The following is a 16,204-nucleotide window of genomic DNA, read 5'->3' on the forward strand; positions in this document are numbered from 1 at the left end:
CATAGATTTATAGGAAATAAACTTATATATCTATGTATCTGTGTGGTTAAAAATAAAATCATGTTTATCCTATCCGAAATACAACAGAAAAACATTGTTAATGCCATCCATGAGGCAGAGGAGCTCACTTCAGGCGAGATCAAAGTGCACGTGGAAGAACATTGCCCTTCAGCAAACCCCATAGACCGGGCCGCTGAAGTATTCCGGTATCTGTCGCTGGATAAAACAGCCCTGAGAAACGGCGTTCTGTTCTACCTGGCCTATGAAGATCAAAAATTTGCGGTGATCGGCGATGAAGGGATCAACCGGAAAGTAGGCCAGGACTTCTGGAACAGCACCCAGGAAATTCTGCGGGAAAACTTCCGGATCGGTGACTTTGAAAACGGGTTTATCCGGGCCATAGAAGAAACTGGTAAAAAGCTCCAGGTTTATTTTCCCATCCAGGGCGTAAATGAAAATGAGCTTCCGAACGACATAAGTTTTGGATAATGAAGATACGATATTTCATCCTGTTATTTTTTAGCCTCCACGTTTTTGGCCAGGAGATCCCGGAGAGGCCTGATCCGCCCCGGCTGGTCAATGATTTTGTAGGCGGGTTACTGAGCGCTGACCAGATCAGCGCCCTCGAAAACAAGCTGGTGGCGTACAACGACTCAACCTCCACCCAGATTGCGGTGGTCATCGTTAAAACCACCGAACCGTATGATATCAGTGACTATGCCCTGCAGCTGGGCAGGAAATGGGGAGTAGGCCAGCAGGGGAAAAACAACGGTATTGTGCTGCTTTGGGCTCCCGGCGACAGGAAAGTGACCATACAGACCGGGTATGGAATGGAAGGTGCACTGCCCGATATCTATGCCAAAAGAATCATCAGCAATATCATAGCTCCCAATTTTAAAGACCTTCGGTACTACGAAGGCCTGGACCAGGCTACCACAGCCATCATTGATTATGCCAAAGGCGAGTACAAGGCGGATCCCAAAGAAGACGATTTCCCGGTAGGAGGCATATTCCTGTTCTTCCTGGTTATCGTTATTTTTATCATTATCAGCTCCCGCAACAAAGGCGGCGGCAACCGGGGCGGCGGCAGGAACATCCTGAACGACAGTGGCTGGCCTTATACCACCTATACCGGTTGGGGACGCCAGTCGGGTAGCTGGGGCGGCGGTTTCGGCGGTGGCTTTGGAGGCGGTAGCCGCGGTGGCGGTTTTGGAGGCTTCGGCGGCGGAAGCTTCGGGGGTGGCGGCGCGAGCGGAAGCTATTAGGAAGCTAAAAGTGAAAAGCTAAAAGTTAAAAGTTAAGGTACATTCTTTCCTAATTGATACTAAATGTTCCGAAACTTTTAGTTTTTAGTTTTTAACTTCTGATTTTTGGCCTTTCACTTTTAACTTCAATAAAACTTTCTTACCTTTGCACTCCATTTAGAAATGAAGGAGGTGTAAAGTATGCTGCATGTACAGGTAAAAGAAAACGAATCAATTGATAAAGCGCTTAAGCGTTTCAAGAAAAAATTTGAAAAAACGAAAGTTTTGAAAGAGCTGAGACGTCGTCAGGCATTTGAAAAAGGGTCTGTGTCGCGTAGATTCGAGATTCTCAGAGCATCTTACAAGCAAAAGACCTATGGACACATTGACGATTAATCGTCTTTGATTCTGCTTATATTTCGACTAATTTTGCCAGGGAATCATTCAAGGCAAAATTGGTCGATTTTTTTTTATCTTACCTCCAAAACGAAAGGCGCCTCAGTCCGCATACCGTATCGGGTTACCGGACCGACCTGCTCCAGCTTGCAGATTTCCTTTCCGGGAAATCGCCTGAGTCGGCACATGCCGATGACCTCCGGGCGTGGATTGTCTCGCTATCGGAAAGCGGCCTTGAAAACACCAGCATTAACCGCAAAATAGCCAGCCTGCGGGCTTTTTACAAGTTCCTGGTCAGGAGAAAAAAGATCAGCAACGACCCTACCGGCCTGCTGAAATCGCTGAAAACACCCAAAAGACTTCCCGTTTTCCTGGAAGAAAAAAACACGGTTAATCTTTTTGAGGCCATTGAATATGAACCGGGATTTACCGGTGTACGCGACAAGCTGATCCTGGAGCTGCTCTACGGCACAGGTATCCGTTTGTCAGAGCTGATCGGCATCAAAGAAAACGATGTAGATCATAACCGCATAAAAGTGCTGGGAAAGCGGGCCAAATACCGCATTATCCCTCTCCATGAAAACCTGGTTCAGCTGATAGAGCAATACCGCGGGCTAAAAAAAGAGCATGCCTCTGACTACCTGCTGGTGACTGACAAAGGGCAAGCCCTCTATCCCGTATTTGTGCAGCGAAAGGTGAAGCATTATATCCGGCAGGTAAGTACCCTGCAGAAAAAATCGCCGCACGTATTGCGGCATACCTTTGCCACCCACCTGCTCAACCGCGGCGCTGACCTTAATGCCATCAAAGAGCTGCTGGGCCACGCCAACCTCTCCGCTACCCAAATCTATACCCATAATTCCATCAGCCAGCTGAAAGAGGTCTTTAAGAAGGCGCACCCAAAAGCATGAGCTTATTTGGCAAAACTGTTTTTAAAGCGCTAAATTTGTTGCCAATTCTAACAAACTCAATATATGAAGAAAATCCTTTTGGTTTTGATCCTGCTGGTGAACCAGCTTCAGGCGCAGGAAATAAAATACAACTCATCTGATGTATTCAGTCCGCTGAACGGCTACCTCCCCGGAAACAAATACCGCAGCGCCTCAGGGCAGCCGGGACCGGAATACTGGCAGAACCGGGCTGATTATCACATCAAAGCTACCTTAGACACGGTTAAAAACGGGGTATCCGGCGAAGTGAGCATCACGTACACCAACAACTCTCCCGATGAGCTTACGTTTATCTGGCTGCAGCTGGATCAGAATAAATTCAGCCGCGAGTCACGCGGAAACAGCGTTACCCCGCTGAACGTGGGCCGCTACGGCGTAAAAGACTTTGACGGCGGCTATACCCTTTCAGGCATCAAAGCCGAAAAAGCCACCACCGGCGCAGCTCCCAAGGGCAATATAACCCGGGGCCGAAAATCTGTACTCGCCGATTCTTTCACAGACGACACCCGCCTGCAGGTATTTCTTACCGAGCCCCTGAAAAAAGGCGAGCAGGTGGTTATCTCCATGAATTTCGACTTCCTCATTCCCCAGAACGGAGCCGACCGCATGGGACTTTACAAAGCCCAAAACGGCACCATTTACCAGCTGGCCCAGTGGTTTCCGAGAGTGGCGGTATATGACGACATCAAAGGCTGGAACACCCTGCCCTACCTGGGTGCCGGCGAGTTCTACCTTGAATACGGCGATTATACCTTTGAGATCACCGTTCCCCGGAATCATATCGTAGTGGCTTCAGGTGAGCTTACCAACCCCAAAGAAGTGCTCACCGCAACGCAGATCCGGCGCCTGGCCCAGGCCGGCAATTCTGACAAGACCGTCTATATCATTGATAAGGACGAGGCCGGTAAACCTTCGGTGCGCCCTTCAGGAAACGGCAATATGACCTGGAAATTCAGCTGTAAAAATACCCGTGACGTAGCCTGGGCCAGCTCAAAAGCCTTTGTCTGGGATGCCGCCCGTATCAACCTTCCTTCCGGCAAAAAAGCACTGGCCCAATCGGTTTACCCCATTGAAATCAGCAATAACGAGGCCTGGGGCCGCTCTACCGAATACACCAAATCCAGTATCGAGTTTTACTCCGGCTGGCTTATGGAATACCCCTATCCCGCCGCTACCAACGTAGCCGGTATTGTAGGAGGAATGGAATATCCGGGTATTGTTTTCTGCAGCGCCTCTTCCAAAAAATCAGGTCTTTTTGAAGTAACCGATCACGAATTCGGCCATATCTGGTTCCCGATGATCGTGGGTACCGATGAGCGCCGCTATGCCTGGATGGACGAAGGCCTTAATACCTACATCAATTCACTGGCGCTGAAAGCGTTCAACAACGGTGAATACTATGCCCGCAGCTCTACCGCCCACCTTACCCGCTTCATGTCGGTTTCAAAATCAATCATGAATACGCCGGATGCTATCCCCGAACGCGAGCTGGGCGTGCTGGCCTATTTCAAGCCTTCTATGGGGCTCACCATGCTGGCAGATGCCATGGTGGGCGAAGACCGTGTAAAAATGGCGCTTCATGAATACACCCGCCGCTGGGCATTTAAGCACCCTACCCCCTTTGACTTTTTCAATACCATGGAAAATGTGCTGGGTGAAGACCTGAGCTGGTTCTGGAAAGGCTGGTTTATGAACAGCTATAAAATTGACCAGGCTGTAAAAAGCGTGAAATATGTCAGAGACAATGCCGCCAACGGGGCCATCATCGAGGTAGAAAACCTCAACCAGATGCCTATGCCGGTAGAAGTGGAAATAAAAGAAAAAGGGAAAGACCCGGTGATCGTTAAGCTCCCTGTAGAAATCTGGCAGAAAGGCAGCACCTGGTCATTCGGGTACCCCTCCACAGCCCAGCTGGAGTCTGTGAGACTGAACCCGAGAGGGATCTTGCCCGATGTAAACGACAAAAATAACGTCTGGAAGCCCTGAAATTCCAGGAGGAAAAGACACTAAGAAGTCTGGATAATGCTTAAAATCCGGCTGACCTGGCTCTCCCGATCCCGGTCGCCGGATTTTTGGTATGCAAAAGCCAGGTTGGTCAGTACCCGCATCACGATTTCAATATGCGAGCAGGCCTGGTAATACTCTTTTCTCGGCTCAAGATTCATGTGACTCAGGTAATCGTCAATGTCTTTCCGGTGAAATATCTGGCCTTTATTGAAGGCATTGACATAAAATGTGTGTCCCGGGTAATCAAAGATCATCACAAACAGGTTGGGCAGGTTAACCCCGTACAGGGGTATATCCAGCTTCTGGGCCAGGAGAATATATAAGCAACTGAGGCTCACCGGGTTTCCCCGCTTCATTTCCAGCACCTGGTTAAACAGTGAATTCTGCGGAGAGTGAAAATTCTTCACATTGGGCTCAAAGCCCATCTGGTCAAATATAACGTTATTCATCACCTGCAGCAGGTCAACCGGGTGCATATCTTTCTGGGTCAGCAGCCAGATATCCATGTAGATCCGGTTGATCTCCGTACGCATATTCTCGATCCGGTTTTCGGGATAAACAATGCGGGAAATCAGCCACAAGCCCCGGAGCAGGTCTTCACCACCGTGCGCCGCCCATTCTTTCATATCCAGCAAAAGGGAGTCGGTCTGCAGGTCCTGCAGAAGAAATTCGATCTTGCCCTGGATCACCGGGTTTTCTTCGTAGTGGTCCCATTCGCTTTCCAGCAGCGGAATGGCCTCCTTTCCCAGATCTTTTATCTTATCCCGGATCATACCCACTACTTCTCCGTCAGAATCATCCAACAAAGAAACCATCGCCTTAAAATCCCGGATATTCATAAGATATTCGTTTTACAGGTCAATAATAACATACACCCATTTAAAACCAAACAAATTTTTAAAACATTTATTTAGATGTTAGCTTTGCAGAAAAAACAACGTCGAATGAATATACTGGTTACGGGTGGCGCAGGCTTTATCGGGTCACATACCGTAGTTGAACTGATAGAAGCAGGTTATTCTCCGGTAATAGTAGATAACTTAAGCAATTCTGACCCCTCCGTACTTCAGGGTTTAAAGAACATTCTGGGCAAAGACATCCCCTTCTACCAGGAAGACTGCAATGATTATGTCAAAATGAACAAAGTGGTTCAACGGCATAACATTGAGGGTATTATTCATTTTGCCGCTTTCAAGGCGGTCGGCGAATCGGTAGCCGAACCCCTGAAGTATTACCAGAACAACATCGGCTCCCTGCTGAACGTGCTGAACGTGATGCAGGCCAACGGGATCAGGAACCTGGTCTTCAGCTCCTCCTGCACCGTTTACGGACAGGCCGACGTGATCCCGGTAACCGAAAATACACCCAAAAAGAAAGCAGAATCTCCTTACGGCAATACCAAAGCCATAGCAGAAGATATTCTTGAAGATACCGTAAAGGCCGGTCTCGGGTTCGGCATCATCTCCCTGCGTTATTTTAACCCGGTAGGTGCTCACCCCACGGCGGAGATCGGGGAACTGCCCATCGGGGTTCCCAATAACCTGGTTCCCTATATCACGCAAACCGCTGCCGGGGTACGCGAAAAGCTGACGGTTTTCGGCAACGATTACGATACCCCTGACGGCTCCAACATCCGCGACTTCATTCATGTGGTAGACCTGGCCAAAGCGCACGTATCGGCCCTTAACCTCCTGCAGAAACATACGGATGCCCCGTACTACAACGTTTTTAATATCGGTACCGGCACCGGGAACACCGTGCTGGAAGTGATTGATACCTTTGAGAAGGTCAATCACCTTAAGCTGAACTATGAAATAGGACCGAGAAGGCCCGGCGACGTGGTAAAGATTTACGGCGACGTGGAAAAAGCCGCTATGGAAATGAACTGGAGAGCCGCAAAAACGCTGGAAGAAAGCATGAAAGATGCCTGGAGATGGCAGAAAAAAATCAGTAACTTATGAGTAAACACATTCTGATCACAGGAGGTGCCGGGTTCATCGGCTCCCATGTAGTACGGCTTTTTGTTACCCGGTACCCGGATTACAAAATCATTAACCTGGATAAGCTTACCTATGCGGGCAACCTGGAAAACCTGAAAGATATTGAAAGCCGGCCCAATTATATTTTCGAACACGGAGATATCGTAGATGAAGCCTTTGTGAACGGCCTTTTTGAAAAATATCCTCTTGACGGGGTCATTCACCTTGCGGCAGAGTCACACGTAGACCGGTCTATCACTGACCCGATGGCTTTTGTACGTACCAATGTAATGGGGACCTGTAACCTGCTGAACGCAGCCAAAAATGCGTGGAAAGGCAATTATGAGGGGAAACGCTTCTATCATGTCTCTACTGATGAAGTGTACGGCGAGCTCCACAACCCCCAAGAATTCTTCGTGGAAACCACCTCTTACGACCCGCGCTCGCCTTACTCGGCCTCCAAGGCCTCTTCCGATCATTTTGTGCGGGCGTATCATAACACCTACGGACTGCCGGTAGTTATTTCCAACTGTTCCAATAACTACGGCCCCAACCATTTTCCCGAAAAGCTGATCCCATTAATGATCAATAACATACGGAACAAAAAACCGCTGCCGGTATACGGTAAGGGAGAGAACGTGCGCGACTGGCTCTTTGTAAAAGACCATGCCCGCGCCATTGATATCATCTTCCATGACGGTAAAAACGGGGATACCTATAACATTGGCGGTAACAACGAATGGAAAAACATTGACCTGGTGCACCTGCTGATTCGCCTGATGGATAAAAAGCTGGGCAACCCGGAAGGAGAAAGCACCCGGCTCATCACCTACGTCACAGACCGTGCAGGCCATGATCTCCGGTACGCCATTGATGCCACCAAGCTCATGACCGAGCTGGGCTGGAGCCCCTCGGTAACCTTTGAAGAAGGCCTGGCTCAGACCGTAGACTGGTATTTTGATAACTGGGACTGGATTGAAAACATCACGAGCGGCGAGTATCAGAAGTATTATGAATCAATGTATAAGCTATGAGTTATAAGCTTTGAGCTTTGAGTTTTAAGAACTCCCGGCTCGTAGCTCACAGCTCATGGCTCAAAACTAATTTAATATGAAAGGAATTATTCTGGCGGGTGGAAGCGGCACACGACTTCACCCATTGACCCTGGCAGTTAGTAAGCAGCTCATGCCGGTTTATGACAAACCCATGATCTACTACCCGCTTTCTATTCTTATGCTTTCGGGCATCCATGAAATTCTGATCATATCTACCCCGCATGACCTGCCCCATTTCAGGAAGCTGCTCGGCGACGGTTCGCAGGTAGGCTGCCGGTTTGAATATGCCGAACAGCCCAGTCCCGACGGACTGGCTCAGGCTTTTATTATCGGGGAAGAGTTTATCGGGAAAGATAAAGTAGCCCTGGTGCTGGGCGATAATATTTTCTACGGCGCCGGGCTCAGCCGGCTGCTTCAGTCTTGTGCAGACCCCGAAGGCGGAACCGTCTTTGCCTACCCCGTGCATGACCCTGAAAGGTACGGAGTGGTAGAATTTGACAAAGACTTCAATGCGCTCAGCATAGAAGAAAAGCCCGAGCACCCCAAAAGCAATTACGCGGTACCCGGACTTTATTTCTACGACAACAGCGTAGTGGATATCGCCAAAAACATCAAGCCCTCTCCACGGGGTGAGCTCGAAATTACCGATGTCAATAAGGTATACCTGGCACAAGGCAGGCTGAAGGTAGGGGTCATGAACCGGGGAACGGCCTGGCTCGATACCGGCACCTTCGCATCGCTGATGCAGGCCGGGCAGTTTGTGCAGGTGATTGAAGAAAGACAGGGCCTTAAAATAGGCTGCATCGAGGAAATTGCCTACCGCATGAACTTCATTGATGCCGGTCAGCTCAGAAAAATAGCCCAACCTCTGGTGAAATCGGGCTACGGACAATATCTGCTGAACCTGCTGAAGTAAGTTAAAAACTAAAAGTGAAAAGTGAAAAGTTAATGTACCTTAACTTTTAGTTTTTAACTTTTAACTTTCCTCACCATCCGTCATCCGACACCTTCTTCGCCGGTTTCGGTGCTACTTTAGGTTTCGCTGCAGGGATATCCTTGTTTTTGGCCACTACATTCCCTATCGTGTTCAGCTCTTCGTTAAGATCCACACGCGAATATACCCGGCTGATGATCTTCCATTCGTTGCCTACCTTTAACAGGTTAAGAAAATCAATGATCTTGTTGGTTGTATAGGCTGTTTCCGTAATGGCGGTGGCGGCATTGTTGGCATAGCTGACCGACAGCACACGGGTGGTTCTTTCCATTTTCTGGTTCGGCTTGATTTTCGAAGCCAGGCTTTCCACCGTCATCCCGGTTACCCCGTTATTTCCTATCGCTTTCTGAACCGCATCTTTCAGAAAAGCCCCTTTAAAGCGCTCCACCTCACCGTTGGTACCTCCTTCCAGGAAATCACTCAGGGTTTTGGCGATCAGCTCATCATCGGTCTGGGCTTTCAGGCTACCTATAGAGACGATCAGCAGCAGCACCGGCAAAACGTAATTTTTCATATCTTCTGGCATTTAATTCTATCACAAAATAAACGGAAATTTTCTATTCTTATTGAGATTGCATTTTTATTTAATTTTCTCTTTACCGTAAGCCGGTGCGAAGGAATTAAATTTAAATGAAGCATCCGGATAATGGCCTTTCTTTGGTAAATTTGCTAAAAAAACTCCAATGAGACTTTTCAGCAAAGAAACCTACCGGTTAAGGCGGGAACAACTCAAAAAGCAGGTAAAAGGAGGGCAGATTCTCATTTTCGGGAACAACGAAGCCCCCATGAATTATAAAGCCAACACCTACCGTTTTCGACAGGACAGTAATTTTCTCTATTATTTCGGGATCAATATGCCCGGGCTGGTCGGACTGATCGACCCCAACGGCGACAACGATATGATCTTCGGCCACGAGCTCACCCTCGATGATATCATCTGGGAAGGACCTGTTGAGCCCCTGTCTTCACTTGCCGAAAAAGTAGGGATACAAACCATATCACCGCTGGAAAAACTCGCTTCCTTCATTCACCCGTCTGAAGTACATTATCTTCCACCCTACCGCGGTGAACGGGAGATCTTCATTAAAGAAACGCTGGGAATAAAGATTCCGTATTCAACAGCGCTGGTAAAAGCGGTGGTGGCCCAACGTTCGGTGAAATCGGCCGAAGAGCTGGCTGAAATGGCCCTGGCCATCAACATTACCCGTGAAATGCACCTGGCGGCCATGAAAGCCGTACGTCCCGGTATGCGGGAATACGAGGTGGTAGCAGAAATCCTGAAAACCGTTAAAAGCCATAATGCCGAGCTGTCTTACCCCGTTATCTTTTCGGTAAACGGACAAACCCTGCACAATCACTACCATGGAAACCTCATGCAGGCCGGGCAGCTGGTGCTGAACGACTCAGGCGCGGAAACCGACATGGCGTATGCCGGTGATATTACCCGTACATTCCCCGTTTCGGGCCGGTTTACCTCGAAGCAAAAGGAAATCTATGAAATTGTACTGAAAATGGAGACGGAGTCGATTGCCTCTCTCCGGCCCGGAGTAGCTTACCGTGACGTTCACCTGAACGCCAACCGGATCCTGCTGGAGGGCCTGAGCGCCCTCGGGCTGGTCAGCGGCGACCCGGATACCCTGGTGCAGGAAGGCGTAGGCGGCCTGTTTATGCCGCACGGCCTCGGCCACTCACTGGGCCTCGACGTGCACGATATGGAAGACCTCGGCGAAGAATACGTGGGCTACCGGGAAGGCATGGAACGAAGCACGCAGCTCGGCCTGAAGTCGCTGCGCCTGGCCAAAGAGCTGGAAACCGGCAACGTGCTCACCGTAGAGCCCGGATGTTACTTTATTCCTGAACTTATCCATAAATACCGCTCGGAAGGCCGGTTTGCTTCCTATATCAATTACGCACGTCTTGAAGAGTACCTCGACTTCGGTGGGGTCAGGATTGAAGATAACGTGGCCATTACCGCCAACGGGTTTGAAATACTCGGAGAGCCGATCCCTAAAACAATAGAAGACGTGGAAAAAATTACGGGTCAATGATAGTATTCACCGATAAAACAGGCCAGTTGGCCAACCAGCTTTTCGAATTCAGTACTTTCATTGCCAACGCACGCGAAAATAACACCGGACTTGTCCATTTGTTCTTTAACGGTTACCTGCAATACTTTACCGGCCCTGTAGCAGAGAATACCCTTCCCGGCATTAAAACTTCGCTGGGCAGCCCCTTAGCTGATAAAGTGGCCAGGAAGCTTCTCACTTTACGGGCCACCCATACGCTTGCCTCCGCACTGAAGCTCCTGCTTCACGGCTCAGACAATCAGCCATACGATATACATGCCGTGAATTCAGGCGGCAGGATACTCCTGAAAAAAGGGGCCTGGTTCACTGACTTCGAAAGCTTCTACAAGCACCAGGAAGCCATTAAAGCCTATTTCAGCCCTGTAGCAGAGCACGCCAACCGGGTAGATGCCTTTATAAAGCAATGCCGGCAGAAGCACGATCTTCTCATTGGCGTTCATATCCGGAAGGGCGATTACAAAGATTTCCTGGGCGGGCAATTTTACTTCAGCCAGGAGGTGTATGCCGACAAGGTGCTTCAGGCCGCCCGTCTTTTTCCGGGCAGGAATGTCGGTATCGTGGTTTGTTCAAACGAAAATACGGATCCCGCCTGGTTCAGTCCGCTGACAGCCTACCCGGGCCCGGGGCATTTTATTGAAGACCTGTATACGCTGGCCGAATGCGACTACATCCTGGGGCCACCCAGCACCTACAGCATGTGGGCTTCTTTTTACGGGAACAAGCCTTTGTTAAAGATACGTACCGCTGACCAGGTGATCACCCGGGAAGAGTTCAAAATAGATTACGGGTATTAGCCCGTGATCTGACGCTCATCATATTTCTGCCCGGTTTAACCGGCTATCTTTGTGTTCAAAATCGGGCAGAATGAATCATCTCATCGAAAAGTATAACGTATCGGTTCCCCGGTATACCTCTTATCCTACCATGCCATTCTGGCAAACAGAAGGGTTTACTACGGATAAATGGTTGTTAAATGTCCGGAAAACCTTCCGGCAGGAGAACAAGCTGAGCCTGTACATTCACCTGCCGTATTGCGAAAGCCTCTGTACATTTTGTGCCTGTCATAAAAGAATCACCAAAAACCACGCCTACGAGGAGCCCTACATTGATGCCGTGCTCCGCGAGTGGCAAATGTACCTCGACTGTTTTGAAACGGTACCGGAAATAGAGGAAATCCACCTTGGCGGGGGCACACCCACTTTTTTCTCGCCTGAAAACCTCCACCGGCTGATCTCTTCCATTCTTGAAACGGCGCGGGTTACGCCCCACCATGAATTCAGCTTTGAAGGACACCCCAACAATACCACTTTTGCACACTTGCAAACGCTGTATGGCCTGGGTTTCCGCCGGGTGAGCTTCGGGGTGCAGGATTATAACCCCGAAGTACAACAGGCCATTCACCGCATACAGCCTTTTGAGAATGTGGAAAACGTGACCCGGTGGGCCAAAGCGCTGGGGTATACCTCGGTGAGCCACGATCTGGTGTTCGGACTCCCCTTCCAGACCCTCGAAGGGTTCACCGATACCGTTCACAAGACACTCTCTCTTTCACCCGACCGGCTGTCGCTCTACTCTTATGCCCACGTGCCCTGGATCAAGGGAATCGGTCAGCGGGGCTATAGCGAAGAAAACCTGCCGGCGGCAGAAGACAAACGGAAGCTCTACGAAACAGCACGGGGTATTTTTGAGCAAAACGGGTATTTTGAGGTGGGAATGGACCATTTCGCCAAAGCAGATGACGCCATGTTTATTGCCTACCGCGAAGGACATCTCAACCGGAATTTTATGGGATACACCACCACCCGCTCCCGGCTCCTGGTAGGATTGGGCGCTTCGGCCATCAGCGATGCCTGGGGAGCCATGGCCCAGAATGAAAAAAATGTGGACCGGTACCTGCAGGTAACCGGTACCCTCCCTGTAGTAAAGGGGCATATCCAGTCGGTAAAAGACCTGGAGCAGCGCAAGCTCATCCACGATATCATGTGCCGTTTTACCGCCGATATTTCCGGGCAGGAACCCGACATTCATACCCGTGAGCGCCTGGAAGAGCTTCAGCAGGACGGGATCATCGAAATTTCAGGCACGGAGCTCCGGGTCACCCCGCCCGGCCGGGCATTTATCCGGAATGTCTGCGTGGTTTTTGACGAATACCTGAAGGAGAGAGAATCGCCGGAGCAGACGTTTTCGAAGGCGATATGAGGGAGTTCGGAGTGGAGAATTTCGGGTGAAGAGTTCCGAGTAAAGAGTTCAGGGTGGAGAGTTCCGAGTGGAGAGTTCTGAGTGGAAGTGGTTCCGGTATGGGTGCCACCTGTCAGTTCGAGCGTAGTCGAGAACCGAGCGTAGTCGAGAACCAAGCGTAGTCGAGAACCGAGCGCCCCTCGTCAAGCCGAACCGCGTAGCTTCGAGGTGACAAGTAGCGGTCGCCCTTGTGTCAGTTCAAGCGTAGTCGAGAACCGGGCGCCCCTCAACAGCTTCGCTGGCAAACTTCGCACTTTCATGCTGGTTTGTGCTCGAGGTGACAAGTAGCAGTCGCCTTGTGTCAGTTCGAGCGTAGACGAGAACCAAGCGTAGACGAGAACCAAGCGAAGTCAAGAACCAAGCGCTCCTCAACAGCTTCGCTGGCAAGAACCACCGAACACTACCAATTACCTATCGTATAAATAATGTGTCAGATTCCTGCAAGCAGCAAGCACTTTCAATTTATCGATATTACCATCAATCAATGCTTTTTTCTTTTGTCCTGACCATTTTTTTATTCTTTTCTCCAATTCAATAGCATCCCAGACATTCGTAAATTCTGCAATAAATTGTAGGATTAAAGGCCTTCTCGTATAAGTATATGAATTTTGAAAAGCACCGACCTGATGTTGTAGAATACGCTGCTCCAGATTGCTGGTCATACCAGTATAATAGGTATTGTCTGAACATTTCAGAATATAGACACAGTAAATTTCGTAGCTCATTGCGTGAACCCGGTTGTGTTGATAAGCTAAGATAGAGGAAAAAATGTAATAAATGCAACTTCTTTGTGCATTGATAATATGATTTGTTCTCGTCTACCCTTGGTTTTCGACTACACTCGGTTCTCGACTTCGCTCGAACTGACACAAGGGCGACCGCTACTTGTCACCTCGAAGCTATGCGGTTCGGCTTGACGAGGGGCGCTCGGTTCTCGACTACGCTCGAACTGACAGGTGGCACCCATACCGGAACCACTTCCACCCTGAACTCTCCACCCGGAACTCCCTACTCGGAACTCCCTACTCGGAACTCTCTACTCACAACTACCTACTTATTTCCTTAAACTGCTGCTTCTTTATCTTTTCCTGCAGCTTGATAAGTCCGCCGATGAGAGCTTCGGGGCGGGGCGGGCAACCGGGCACGTAAACGTCTACCGGGATCACCTTGTCAACCCCTTTGAGCACATGGTAACCGTGCTCCCAGTAAGGCCCGCCGCAGTTGGAGCAGCTGCCCATGGAGATCACATAGCGGGGCTCGGCCATCTGTTCGTACAGGCGGCGCACGCGGTCTGCCATCTTGAACGTTACCGTGCCGCTCACAATCATGAGGTCAGATTGGCGCGGAGAGTTCCGCGGAAATATACCGAAACGCTCCAGGTCGTGGCTGGAAGCAAAAGTAGCCATCATTTCAATGGCACAACAGGCCAGCCCGAAACCCATGGGCCAGAGCGAGTTAGCCCGGGCCCAGTTGGTGAGCTCATCGAGGTTGGTCAGAATAATCTCACTTTCCCCTGTTTTTTCCCGGTGATTGACTTCTAAGTTATCGAATGTCATTGTTTTAGCTTTGAACTATCAGCTTTCAGCTATCAGCTCCCGGCTCATAGCTCACTGCTCATAGCTGATTCAACTGTATTTCTTATTGATCCCGTCGTACAATTCAGGGGGTACCGGCGACCGGAATTCTTCTGTTTTACTTTCGGGCAGGATCCAGTCGAGGTGCCCCTTCCGCCATACATACACCAGCCCGAGAACCAGCACACCTATAAAAATCAGCATTTCTATGCCGGCAAACCATAACCAGGCGCTTCCCTGCTTCTCCAGCAGGGCGGCATCGCCGAAAACCACAGACCAGGGAAAAAGCAGCACCAGCTCCACATCAAAAAGGAGAAAAACAATGGCCACGATATAGAAACGGATATTGAAAGAAAGGCGGGCGTTGCCAATGGGCAGCTCTCCCGATTCATACACCTCGTTCTTCTCCCCTCCGGGCCTGTCGGGGCGCATCAGCCGGGAAATTCCCAGCATAATCACCACCAGGAGAACCGACCCCAGGATAAACAGCAATATGTACCCGAATTCTGAAATCATACTGCAAGATACACTACACACCGCACAAATGGTAGGTTTGAAAGATATAAAATAGAGGCCGGCCGGCGAAGTTTCAGCGGATGCCTTACTTCACCGCATTCGTGCTTCGTTTCAGGAGCTCGTTCAGGCCGAATACAAAGTTAAACGGGTTTGGCTCGGCAAAGATCATCCTGGCTTCCCGGAGCAGGAATTCAGAAAAGTAATGCTCGTCAGGTGGCATGGTGATCTGGAACATCTTGTGGCAGATCACCAGCTTATAGGTACCGGCAAAGGTATCGTATACAATCACCACCTCTTCTAACGAAGAATTGGAAAAGCAATGCACAAAGTACGGATAGGTCATCAGGTCGTAGTCGGTGTAGGCATGATCCAGCACAATATCGTAAAACCGGTAGCGCTTCATCCTGAAATCTTCAAAACCGAAAGCATGCAGGACTCCCTCCAGGTGCACCAGCGCGCTCACCATCCGGGCCAGCGGCTGTTTTTTCACTTCCAGCTCCCGGATGTTCCGCCATTCTCCGTCGGTAAGGTCGTAATACTCCGAATGCTCCCGGGCAATATCCAGCTTGTAATCAAACCGCGGGTAGCCCGGTACCACGTAGCCGGGATAGAACCATTCCAACCCCCTCTCCTTACATAACACTATTTTATGCAGCATAAGTGCCTTTCCCGGGCTGTACCGCTTAAATTCAGGGTCAAAAAAGCTGATAATGCCTTCTGCCGCCTTCTCTCCCATGTCGAAAACACCGCAGGCAATCAGCCGGTAGCCGTCATAAATACAGATTTCCCGTGAATCAAACAGGGTGCTGCCCTCGGGTAAGACGCCTTCCAGGTGTTTCGCCGGCTCAAAGTTCAGGCTGTCCCGGTATTTCTGGAACAGCACCTCTTTTTCATCGGTAAGGGTAAATTTGCCTTCCTGTATACGAAAAGCCTTTGTCTTTTTCAGGATTTCTTTCTGGGAACGCGACAGCGCAAAGCCCGGCAGGCCGATCCGCAGCCAGAAGGCATCGAACAGCGTATCCCGGAACGTCAGGAAACTGGTGGTAAAGAGGCTTCTTCCCAGGCGGAACCAGCCCTTTTCCAGGTAGAGATCCAGCTCATGGGGCGTTAAGGTATCAGGTCTGACCAGTGATGCGTACATAGGCACGCAATTTACAGCCTTAC

At 49.8% G+C, this 16,204-nt stretch carries 17 protein-coding genes; 11 read left to right on the top strand and 6 right to left on the bottom strand.

The window, feature by feature from the left end; genetic code table 11:
• Nucleotides 1-60 precede the first annotated feature (60 nt).
• From AB2U10_RS16260 to AB2U10_RS16280, 5 genes are all read left to right on the top strand, one after another.
• On the top strand, nucleotides 61-489 hold the full coding sequence (locus AB2U10_RS16260) for a TPM domain-containing protein (RefSeq protein WP_367915947.1): 429 nt from the start codon (nucleotides 61-63) through the stop codon (nucleotides 487-489).
• Nucleotides 489-1,265 (top strand): TPM domain-containing protein, encoded by a 777-nt coding sequence (locus AB2U10_RS16265; protein ID WP_367915946.1) that lies wholly within the window; start codon nucleotides 489-491, stop codon nucleotides 1,263-1,265. The genes AB2U10_RS16260 and AB2U10_RS16265 overlap by 1 nt, the downstream gene beginning before the upstream one ends.
• 180 nt (nucleotides 1,266-1,445) lie before the next feature.
• Nucleotides 1,446-1,640, top strand: coding sequence for a 30S ribosomal protein S21 (gene rpsU / locus AB2U10_RS16270; protein ID WP_367915945.1), 195 nt, complete (start codon nucleotides 1,446-1,448; stop codon nucleotides 1,638-1,640).
• Nucleotides 1,641-1,699: 59 nt separating this feature from the next.
• On the top strand, nucleotides 1,700-2,551 hold the full coding sequence (locus AB2U10_RS16275; RefSeq protein WP_367915944.1) for a tyrosine-type recombinase/integrase: 852 nt from the start codon (nucleotides 1,700-1,702) through the stop codon (nucleotides 2,549-2,551).
• Between the two features lie 63 nt (nucleotides 2,552-2,614).
• Complete coding sequence (locus AB2U10_RS16280; RefSeq protein WP_367915943.1) at nucleotides 2,615-4,576, top strand: M1 family metallopeptidase; 1,962 nt, start codon at nucleotides 2,615-2,617, stop codon at nucleotides 4,574-4,576.
• A 20-nt stretch (nucleotides 4,577-4,596) separates the two neighbouring features.
• Here AB2U10_RS16280 and AB2U10_RS16285 read toward each other — a convergent pair whose 3' ends face one another.
• Complete coding sequence (locus AB2U10_RS16285) at nucleotides 4,597-5,436, bottom strand: transglutaminase-like domain-containing protein (protein ID WP_367915942.1); 840 nt, start codon at nucleotides 5,434-5,436, stop codon at nucleotides 4,597-4,599.
• A gap of 105 nt (nucleotides 5,437-5,541) precedes the next feature.
• Between AB2U10_RS16285 and galE the strand changes: the two genes are divergently transcribed.
• The 3 genes from galE (at nucleotide 5,542) to rfbA (ending at nucleotide 8,547) form a co-directional block, all read left to right on the top strand.
• Nucleotides 5,542-6,558 (top strand): UDP-glucose 4-epimerase GalE, encoded by a 1,017-nt coding sequence (galE, locus tag AB2U10_RS16290; protein ID WP_367915941.1) that lies wholly within the window; start codon nucleotides 5,542-5,544, stop codon nucleotides 6,556-6,558.
• Nucleotides 6,555-7,610, top strand: a complete 1,056-nt coding sequence (rfbB, locus tag AB2U10_RS16295) for a dTDP-glucose 4,6-dehydratase (RefSeq protein WP_367915940.1) — start codon at nucleotides 6,555-6,557, stop codon at nucleotides 7,608-7,610. The genes galE and rfbB overlap by 4 nt, the downstream gene beginning before the upstream one ends.
• A 76-nt stretch (nucleotides 7,611-7,686) precedes the next feature.
• On the top strand, nucleotides 7,687-8,547 hold the full coding sequence (gene rfbA, locus AB2U10_RS16300) for a glucose-1-phosphate thymidylyltransferase RfbA (RefSeq protein WP_367915939.1): 861 nt from the start codon (nucleotides 7,687-7,689) through the stop codon (nucleotides 8,545-8,547).
• A gap of 70 nt (nucleotides 8,548-8,617) precedes the next feature.
• On the opposite strand, the gene AB2U10_RS16305 is transcribed toward rfbA, so the two are convergent.
• Nucleotides 8,618-9,139: a nuclear transport factor 2 family protein gene (locus tag AB2U10_RS16305; protein ID WP_367915938.1), complete on the bottom strand. Its 522-nt coding sequence runs from the start codon at nucleotides 9,137-9,139 to the stop codon at nucleotides 8,618-8,620.
• A gap of 169 nt (nucleotides 9,140-9,308) precedes the next feature.
• Between AB2U10_RS16305 and AB2U10_RS16310 the strand changes: the two genes are divergently transcribed.
• The 3 genes from AB2U10_RS16310 to hemN all read left to right on the top strand — a co-directional run bounded on the left by AB2U10_RS16310 (nucleotide 9,309) and on the right by hemN (nucleotide 12,911).
• Nucleotides 9,309-10,673, top strand: coding sequence for an aminopeptidase P family protein (locus tag AB2U10_RS16310; RefSeq protein ID WP_367915937.1), 1,365 nt, complete (start codon nucleotides 9,309-9,311; stop codon nucleotides 10,671-10,673).
• Nucleotides 10,670-11,506 carry an O-fucosyltransferase family protein gene (locus AB2U10_RS16315; RefSeq protein WP_367915936.1) on the top strand — a complete coding sequence of 279 codons (837 nt, stop codon included), beginning with the start codon at nucleotides 10,670-10,672 and terminating at the stop codon, nucleotides 11,504-11,506. Before AB2U10_RS16310 ends, AB2U10_RS16315 begins: the two co-directional genes overlap by 4 nt.
• A gap of 70 nt (nucleotides 11,507-11,576) precedes the next feature.
• A complete protein-coding gene (gene hemN / locus AB2U10_RS16320) occupies nucleotides 11,577-12,911 on the top strand; it encodes an oxygen-independent coproporphyrinogen III oxidase (RefSeq protein WP_367915935.1) in 1,335 nt (444 codons plus the stop codon).
• A 446-nt stretch (nucleotides 12,912-13,357) separates the two neighbouring features.
• Here the strand turns inward: hemN and AB2U10_RS16325 are convergent, their stop codons facing one another.
• From AB2U10_RS16325 to AB2U10_RS16340, 4 genes are all read right to left on the bottom strand, one after another.
• On the bottom strand, nucleotides 13,358-13,675 hold the full coding sequence (locus AB2U10_RS16325) for a GIY-YIG nuclease family protein (protein WP_367915934.1): 318 nt from the start codon (nucleotides 13,673-13,675) through the stop codon (nucleotides 13,358-13,360).
• Nucleotides 13,676-13,996: 321 nt separating this feature from the next.
• Nucleotides 13,997-14,506: an NADH-quinone oxidoreductase subunit B gene (locus tag AB2U10_RS16330; protein WP_367915933.1), complete on the bottom strand. Its 510-nt coding sequence runs from the start codon at nucleotides 14,504-14,506 to the stop codon at nucleotides 13,997-13,999.
• 69 nt (nucleotides 14,507-14,575) lie between these two features.
• Nucleotides 14,576-15,040, bottom strand: a complete 465-nt coding sequence (locus tag AB2U10_RS16335) for an NADH-quinone oxidoreductase subunit A (protein ID WP_367915932.1) — start codon at nucleotides 15,038-15,040, stop codon at nucleotides 14,576-14,578.
• Nucleotides 15,041-15,125: 85 nt separating this feature from the next.
• Entirely contained in the window at nucleotides 15,126-16,181 is a 1,056-nt protein-coding gene (locus AB2U10_RS16340; RefSeq protein WP_367915931.1) for a GNAT family N-acetyltransferase, read from the bottom strand.
• Between the last annotated feature and the right edge of the window lie 23 nt (nucleotides 16,182-16,204).

It is taken from the genome of Leadbetterella sp. DM7 (assembly GCF_040829825.2).
In the GTDB taxonomy this organism is placed as follows: Bacteria; Bacteroidota; Bacteroidia; order Cytophagales; family Spirosomataceae; genus Leadbetterella.

Coding starts and splice junctions, on each gene's coding strand:
- AB2U10_RS16260 (WP_367915947.1), top strand. CDS start 61: ATGTTTATCCTATCCGAAATACAACAGAAAAACATTGTTAATGCCATC.
- AB2U10_RS16265 (WP_367915946.1), top strand. CDS start 489: ATGAAGATACGATATTTCATCCTGTTATTTTTTAGCCTCCACGTTTTT.
- rpsU (WP_367915945.1), top strand. CDS start 1,446: ATGCTGCATGTACAGGTAAAAGAAAACGAATCAATTGATAAAGCGCTT.
- AB2U10_RS16280 (WP_367915943.1), top strand. CDS start 2,615: ATGAAGAAAATCCTTTTGGTTTTGATCCTGCTGGTGAACCAGCTTCAG.
- AB2U10_RS16285 (WP_367915942.1), bottom strand. CDS start 5,436: ATGAATATCCGGGATTTTAAGGCGATGGTTTCTTTGTTGGATGATTCT.
- galE (WP_367915941.1), top strand. CDS start 5,542: ATGAATATACTGGTTACGGGTGGCGCAGGCTTTATCGGGTCACATACC.
- rfbB (WP_367915940.1), top strand. CDS start 6,555: ATGAGTAAACACATTCTGATCACAGGAGGTGCCGGGTTCATCGGCTCC.
- rfbA (WP_367915939.1), top strand. CDS start 7,687: ATGAAAGGAATTATTCTGGCGGGTGGAAGCGGCACACGACTTCACCCA.
- AB2U10_RS16305 (WP_367915938.1), bottom strand. CDS start 9,139: ATGAAAAATTACGTTTTGCCGGTGCTGCTGCTGATCGTCTCTATAGGT.
- AB2U10_RS16310 (WP_367915937.1), top strand. CDS start 9,309: ATGAGACTTTTCAGCAAAGAAACCTACCGGTTAAGGCGGGAACAACTC.
- AB2U10_RS16315 (WP_367915936.1), top strand. CDS start 10,670: ATGATAGTATTCACCGATAAAACAGGCCAGTTGGCCAACCAGCTTTTC.
- hemN (WP_367915935.1), top strand. CDS start 11,577: ATGAATCATCTCATCGAAAAGTATAACGTATCGGTTCCCCGGTATACC.
- AB2U10_RS16325 (WP_367915934.1), bottom strand. CDS start 13,675: ATGAGCTACGAAATTTACTGTGTCTATATTCTGAAATGTTCAGACAAT.
- AB2U10_RS16330 (WP_367915933.1), bottom strand. CDS start 14,506: ATGACATTCGATAACTTAGAAGTCAATCACCGGGAAAAAACAGGGGAA.
- AB2U10_RS16335 (WP_367915932.1), bottom strand. CDS start 15,040: ATGATTTCAGAATTCGGGTACATATTGCTGTTTATCCTGGGGTCGGTT.
- AB2U10_RS16340 (WP_367915931.1), bottom strand. CDS start 16,181: ATGTACGCATCACTGGTCAGACCTGATACCTTAACGCCCCATGAGCTG.